The 6,414-nt window shown below is 30.7% G+C and carries 7 protein-coding genes; 3 read left to right on the top strand and 4 right to left on the bottom strand.

Annotation, left to right across the window (positions count from 1 at the left end; genetic code table 11):
• The 3 genes from DP68_RS05925 to DP68_RS05915 form a co-directional block, all read right to left on the bottom strand.
• The coding region (locus DP68_RS05925; RefSeq protein WP_035307408.1) for an acyl-CoA dehydrogenase family protein at positions 1–296 on the bottom strand (296 nt) is incomplete at its 3' end.
• A gap of 13 nt (positions 297–309) precedes the next feature.
• Positions 310–1,095 (bottom strand): short-chain-enoyl-CoA hydratase, encoded by a 786-nt coding sequence (locus DP68_RS05920; protein ID WP_035307406.1) that lies wholly within the window; start codon positions 1,093–1,095, stop codon positions 310–312.
• Between the two features lie 263 nt (positions 1,096–1,358).
• Entirely contained in the window at positions 1,359–1,994 is a 636-nt protein-coding gene (locus tag DP68_RS05915) for a redox-sensing transcriptional repressor Rex (RefSeq protein ID WP_035307404.1), read from the bottom strand.
• Between the two features lie 181 nt (positions 1,995–2,175).
• Here DP68_RS05915 and abc-f point away from each other — a divergent pair, with 181 nt between their 5' ends.
• The 3 genes from abc-f to DP68_RS05900 all read left to right on the top strand — a co-directional run bounded on the left by abc-f (position 2,176) and on the right by DP68_RS05900 (position 5,461).
• Entirely contained in the window at positions 2,176–4,101 is a 1,926-nt protein-coding gene (abc-f, locus tag DP68_RS05910; protein WP_035307402.1) for a ribosomal protection-like ABC-F family protein, read from the top strand.
• A gap of 87 nt (positions 4,102–4,188) precedes the next feature.
• Positions 4,189–5,154: a DMT family transporter gene (locus tag DP68_RS05905; protein ID WP_052085665.1), complete on the top strand. Its 966-nt coding sequence runs from the start codon at positions 4,189–4,191 to the stop codon at positions 5,152–5,154.
• Positions 5,135–5,461 carry a DUF1904 domain-containing protein gene (locus DP68_RS05900; RefSeq protein WP_035307400.1) on the top strand — a complete coding sequence of 109 codons (327 nt, stop codon included), beginning with the start codon at positions 5,135–5,137 and terminating at the stop codon, positions 5,459–5,461. The genes DP68_RS05905 and DP68_RS05900 overlap by 20 nt, the downstream gene beginning before the upstream one ends.
• Before the next feature lie 25 nt (positions 5,462–5,486).
• Here DP68_RS05900 and proC read toward each other — a convergent pair whose 3' ends face one another.
• The gene (gene proC, locus DP68_RS05895) at positions 5,487–6,296 is read right to left on the bottom strand and encodes a pyrroline-5-carboxylate reductase (RefSeq protein WP_035307398.1); all 810 of its coding nucleotides are present in this window, start codon (positions 6,294–6,296) and stop codon (positions 5,487–5,489) included.
• Between the last annotated feature and the right edge of the window lie 118 nt (positions 6,297–6,414).

Here is a 6,414-nt window from a genome sequence, read left to right as displayed (position 1 = left end):
TTTATTACTGATGCACATAATGAAGTGTGAGCTGAAACAATAACACCTGTTGAAGCGCAAACTCTTGATAATTCTTCAACTGTTATTGCATAGGATATAACGTCTCCACCTGCTCCACCATATTCCTTTGAAAATGGTATTCCCATCATTCCAAGTTTAGCCATCTTCTTTACGTTTTCCATAGGAAACTCTTCTGTTATGTCGATTTCTGCTGCTAGTGGCTTAACTTCAGTTTCAGCAAACTCTCTTACCATCTGTCTTACAAATTCTTGTTCTCTTGTTAATGAAAAATTCATTATACTTTACCTCCTATCTATTTTTGAAGTTCTTTTCTTTTCTCTTTTCAACAAATGCTGTCATACCTTCTGTCTGGTCTTCAGTTGAGAAACATTCTCCAAACACTTCTGATTCGTAGGATAACGCTGTATCTATATCACATTGCATTCCTCTGTTTATAGCTGCTTTAGAAAGCATTACAGCTACAGGTGCATTTGCTGCTATTTTATTAGCTAAAGCTTTAGCTTCATCCATTAGACTTTCTACTTCTACAACTTTATTTACAAGTCCAATTCTTAAAGCTTCTTCAGCATTTATTATGTCTGCAGTATATATTAACTGTTTAGCCATTCCCATTCCTACAAGTCTTGGTAATCTTTGAGTTCCACCAAAACCTGGAGTAATTCCTAGGCCAACTTCTGGTTGTCCAAATTTTGCCTTTGTAGTAGCTATTCTTATATCACAAGCCATAGCTATTTCGCATCCGCCACCAAGAGCAAATCCATGAATAGCTGCTATAACAGGTTTTTCTAAAGTTTCTAACTTTCTGAATACTTTATTTCCAAGTATTCCGAATTTCCTGCCTTCCATTGTGTTTAACTCTTTCATTTCAGTGATATCTGCACCTGCTACAAATGCCTTATCTCCACCACCAGTAAGTATAACTGCTAATACTTCATTATCATTTGCTAAATCATCAACTATTATGTCTAATTCCTTTAAAGTTTCTGAATTTAGTGCATTTAAAGCTTGAGGTCTATTGATTTTAACAATAGCAACCTTGCCTTCTTTTTCAAGGATAACATTTTTAAATTCCATATCAAATTGTCCTCCCTATAATTTTTTTATAAATCTTGTTAATATTATAACAAACATTTATAAAAAATAAAATATCTATACTCATTTTTATTATATAACGTAGAAATTTACTTTTCAACAAAAAAGTTTATATTTTTTTAAATAAATTAAAAAAATAATTTGGAAATAACATTAGTTTATTCCAAATTATATTGATTTATAACACATTAAATTGTTTAAAATTAAACAAACGACATTTTTCCACAAACTTAATTATTTTTCTTTTAATTCTCATCCTGGCTCATTAAATAACTTAAAGTAAGTAAGCTTTCGCTTAAATGGACATTTTCAGTGTGTACTTCTTCCGGAACCTTTAAATCAATTGGAGCAAAGTTCCATATGCTCTTAATGCCATTTCTTACAAATATATCTGCAACATTTTGGGCCGCTTTACTTGGAACACATATTACTCCAACATCTGTTGAATTTTTCTTTAAATAATCTTCCAAACCATCTATATCGTTTATCTCGATATCTCTTATTTTTAGTCCTACAAGTTTAGGATTTATATCAAATATAGCCTGCAAGTTAAAACCCAGTCTATCAAATTTAGTATAATTCGCTATTGCCTGCCCTATATTTCCTGCCCCTACTATTATAGTTTTATACTCTCTGGTAAGACCTAATATTCCACTTATTTGGTTATATAATTCTTTAACATTATATCCATAACCTTGCTGTCCAAAATCACCAAAGCAGTTAAAATCTTGTCTAATTTGAGAAGCAGTGAAGCCTATTTTTTTACTTAATTCTTTTGAGGAAATTCTATCAACTTCATTTTTAAGTAAATCCCCAAGATATCTATGGTATTTAGGCAGTCTTTTTATTACAGCCATTGATATATCTTTTTTCTTGTCCATCACTACACCTCTTAAATCTTATTTTAATCATCTTTATATTTTACCACAATTTTTATTTCTATACTATAATATATTGTGAAAAATATAGCGAAATTATTAATAAATATTTATAAAATAATTTATACCTACAAAAATTTAGCTTTACATAGTACAATAGTAATGGTAAAGAGGTGAATTAATAATGATAGTTTTAAGTTCAAAGGAAATTCATAAGACTTTTGGAATAGATATTATATTAGATAATGTTACTTTTAGTGTAAATGAAGGTGATAAGATTGGGCTTATAGGTCCTAACGGCGCCGGTAAATCTACATTATTTAAAATACTAATAGGAACTATGGAATACGATAGCGGAGAGTTATTTATAGATAAGAATAAAAATTTAGGTTATCTTTCTCAGCATCTTTCCTTAGATTCTAACAATACAATATATGACGAAATGCTTAAGGTGTTTGAAGATATAATAAACCTTGAAAACAAAATGAGAAATTTAGAAATAAAAATGAACGAACCCTATGACCCATCTAATGAAGAATATCATAATAAAATAATAAAAGATTACTCTGTAGCTACAGAGTTATATAATAATCGTGGCGGGTACACCTATAAAGGTGAAATAAGTAAGGTATTAAAAGGACTTGGATTCACTGAACAAGATTTTGATAAAACCATAAATCTTCTAAGCGGAGGCCAAAAGACAAGAGTATCCTTGTGTAAACTCCTACTAACAAATCCTCAAATATTATTACTTGACGAACCTACTAATCATTTGGACTTAGAGGCAATTGAATGGTTAGAAGATTATTTAAAGACATATAAAGGAACCATTATAATCATATCTCATGATAGATTTTTCTTAGATGCAATAACCAATAGAACAATGGAACTTTTAAACGGCCGCATGAATTCTTATGATGGTAATTATACTAAATTTATTGATTATAAGAAAAAAGATTATGATGTAAAACTAAAAGCTTTTAATTTGCAACAAGCTGAAATTAAAAGGCAGGAAGAAATTATAGAGAAGTTTAGATCCTTTAATCGTGAAAAAAGTATAAAAGCTGCAGAAAGCAGACAAAAGGCTCTAGATAAGATAGACAGAATTGATGCTCCTGATAGAAATCCTAAAGCTGCTAAAATCACCTTTTCTACTCTTATAAAAAGCGGTAATGATGTACTTCACGTAGAAAATATGAGTAAAAGCTATGGTGATAAGTTACTTTTTGAAGACTTAAACTTAGATATTAGACGTGAAGAAAAAGTAGCTCTCATAGGTGAAAACGGTAGGGGTAAGACCACCTTGCTTAAAATAATCATGGATAACATCAATGCTGATACGGGCTTAAAACTACTTGGTAAAAATGTATTTTTAGGCTACTATGATCAAGAGCAATCTGATTTAAACCTTGAAAAAACAATACTTGATGAAGTATGGGATGAGTTCCCAGATATGACCACCACACAAATCAGAAGTGCACTGGCAGCCTTTTTATTTACTGGTGACGATGTATTTAAAGAAATAAAGAAATTAAGTGGTGGAGAAAAGTGTAGAATCAATTTACTAAAGCTCATGCTTTCTAAATCTAACTTTTTACTTTTAGATGAACCAACTAATCATTTAGATATTATGTCTCGTGAAGCACTTGAAGATGCCATAATGGATTACGATGGAACTGTTTTAGTTATCTCTCATGACAGATATTTTCTAAATAAAGTTATTAACAAAATATACGAGTTAAACCAAGATGGAGTTAAGGAATACCTTGGCAATTATTCTTACTATATAGAAAAGAAGAAAAATCCACATAGATTTATGATAGAAGAAGAACAAGAAGGTAAGACTAAAACTCAGATACATCTAGAAAAGAAGAAAAAACGTGATATAGAAAAAGCTGAAAAAGAGAAAAAGCTTAAAGTTAAGCATATTGAAGGCTCCATAACTGATAAAGAAGAGTTGCTTGTAGATCTTCAAAATCAACTATGTCTTGAAGAAGTTTATTCTGATCCTTTAAAAAGTGAGGACGTAAATAAACAGATCCTTAAAATTCAAGAAGAAATCGAAAATCTATACGAGGAATGGGAAAACCACTTATCCGAGGATCAATAATTTTAAAATAAGTTTGTAAAGTTTAGGTGAAGACCTCTTCATCTAAACTAATTTTTATGTACAATAAAAATATCAGGAGGTAACCTTATGAATTCTAAAAAAGAATTTCTACCATATATTGCATCTATATGCTATGCTACCATATTTGGACTTAGCTTTTTATTTTCTAAAAAAGCTCTTAATCACTCTTCTCCCTTTGAACTATTATCATATAGGTTTTTAGTTGGGTTTATATTTATGTCTTTACTAATATTATTTAAAGCAGTAACCGTAAATTACAAAAACAAAAACTTAAAACCTTTATTCTTAGTTGCACTAGCTCAGCCTGTTTTTTATTTTATTTTTGAAACCTACGGACTTAAATTTTCCTCTAGTTCCCAAGCTGGAATTATGATAGCCCTAATTCCCATATGTGTAACAATTGCAGCTATATATTTCTTAAATGAGAAATCCAACATATATCAGTGGATTTTTATAGTTTTATCAGTGATTGGAGTAGTACTCATTACAATATATAACGGAAACAGTAATAGCTCAAATAGTGTTTTAGGAACATTTCTTTTACTAGGCGCAGTTATTTCTGCATCTGTTTTTAACATACTTTCCAGGAAGGTTTCTATAAGATTTTCTTCTTTTGAAATCACTTACTTTATGATGGGTATAGCAGCACTAACCTTTAACTTTTTATCCTTATCCACTCATTTAGTAAATGGAACCCTAATAAATTATTTCGCCCCACTAAAGTCTAAAGACTTTTTAATATCAATATTTTATTTAGGATTACTTTCATCAGTTGTAGCCTTCTTTCTTGTAAATTATAGTTTATCAAAATTAGAAGCTTCAAAATCTGTAGTTTTTACAAACTTATCTACTATAGTATCTATAGTAGCAGGTGTAGTATTTTTGAAAGAAAAGTTTTATACTTATCATATAATAGGTTCTCTACTAATACTTGGTGGTATATGGGGAACCAACCATATGAATATATCAAAACAAAAAGAAAAAAATACTTTATTTAAAGGAGAGGAAAGTTATGCCACAGATAAAAATTAGAGGTCTTAAGGAATCTGAAGTATGCAAAATAAGCAAAGATATGGTAGATGAGCTTCAAACTCTTTTAAAATGCCCTAGAGAATACTTTACCATAGAACTTATACCTACTACTTTAATAAAAGATGGTGAAGTTGTAGCTCCTTATGCTTTTGTTGAAATAGGCTGGTTTGATAGAGGGCAACAAACCCAAGATATGGTTGCTGGTATAGTGACAAAGCACGTGCTTGAAACCGGTCATGAAAGTGTCGACATAATGTTTACCGCATTTAAAGAAAGCAGTTACTACGAGAACGGAATGCACTTTTAAAAAAGTTGCCTCAAAGGCAACTTTTTTACTTACCACTCATCTTTTTAGATTTTTCTCCACAGACTTTTACTGCTTCAATTATAGTTCCTCTAAAATTATTCTTTTCTAAGGAATATACAGCTTCAATTGTAGTTCCTCCTGGTGAACACACCTTATCTTTCAATTGTCCTGGATGCTCTCCTGTTTCAAGAACCATTTTTGCAGAACCAAGCACTGCTTGAGCCGCCATTTTATAAGCTTTGTCTCTAGTAAGTCCTTGCATAACTCCGCCATCTGCTAAAGCCTCTATGAACATATATACATAAGCAGGTGAAGAGCCACTTATAGAAGTTACTGCATCCATAAGTCTTTCTTCCACCCACTCTACTTTTCCCAAACTTTCAAATATCAAAGATACTTCTTTTTCTTCTTCCTTAGTTAGAGACCCATCATGACATATTGCTGCCATACCTTCTCCTACTAAAGCTGGAGTATTTGGCATAACCTTCACAAATTTATTTACAGTATTAAAAGACTCCTTTAAAAAATCTATGGAAATCCCTGCTCCTATGGTAATAATAATTGCATCTTTTTTAACAGTCTCTTTTATTTCATCTATTACTTCCTTATGTTTATTAGGCTTTACTGCAAGTATTATAATGTCGCTAAGCTCAGCAACGTCTCTATTATTAGTAGTAATAAGCACTCCGTGTTCACTCTTCACCTTTTCAAGTTCAGGCATAGTAGGATTGCTTACTAGTATTTTTTTGTTTTCAACAATATTAGATTTAACTAATCCTCCAATGATAGCTTGCCCCATGTTGCCACATCCTATAAAACCTATACTTTTATTCATATGTTTACCTCCACATTATTAAATAATAATCCTTCTCTTCAAGTTTTATATGTATAAAATACGCCTTAGTTCACTTCATTAATTATATCATATGCATTTATGTTATATAATAATCTGA

It is taken from the genome of Clostridium sp. HMP27, assembly GCF_000765165.1.
Classification (GTDB): domain Bacteria; phylum Bacillota; class Clostridia; order Clostridiales; family Clostridiaceae; genus Clostridium_AK.
The sequence above is the reverse complement of the archived record's forward strand: the minus strand, read 5'-3'. Positions and strand labels throughout refer to the sequence as shown.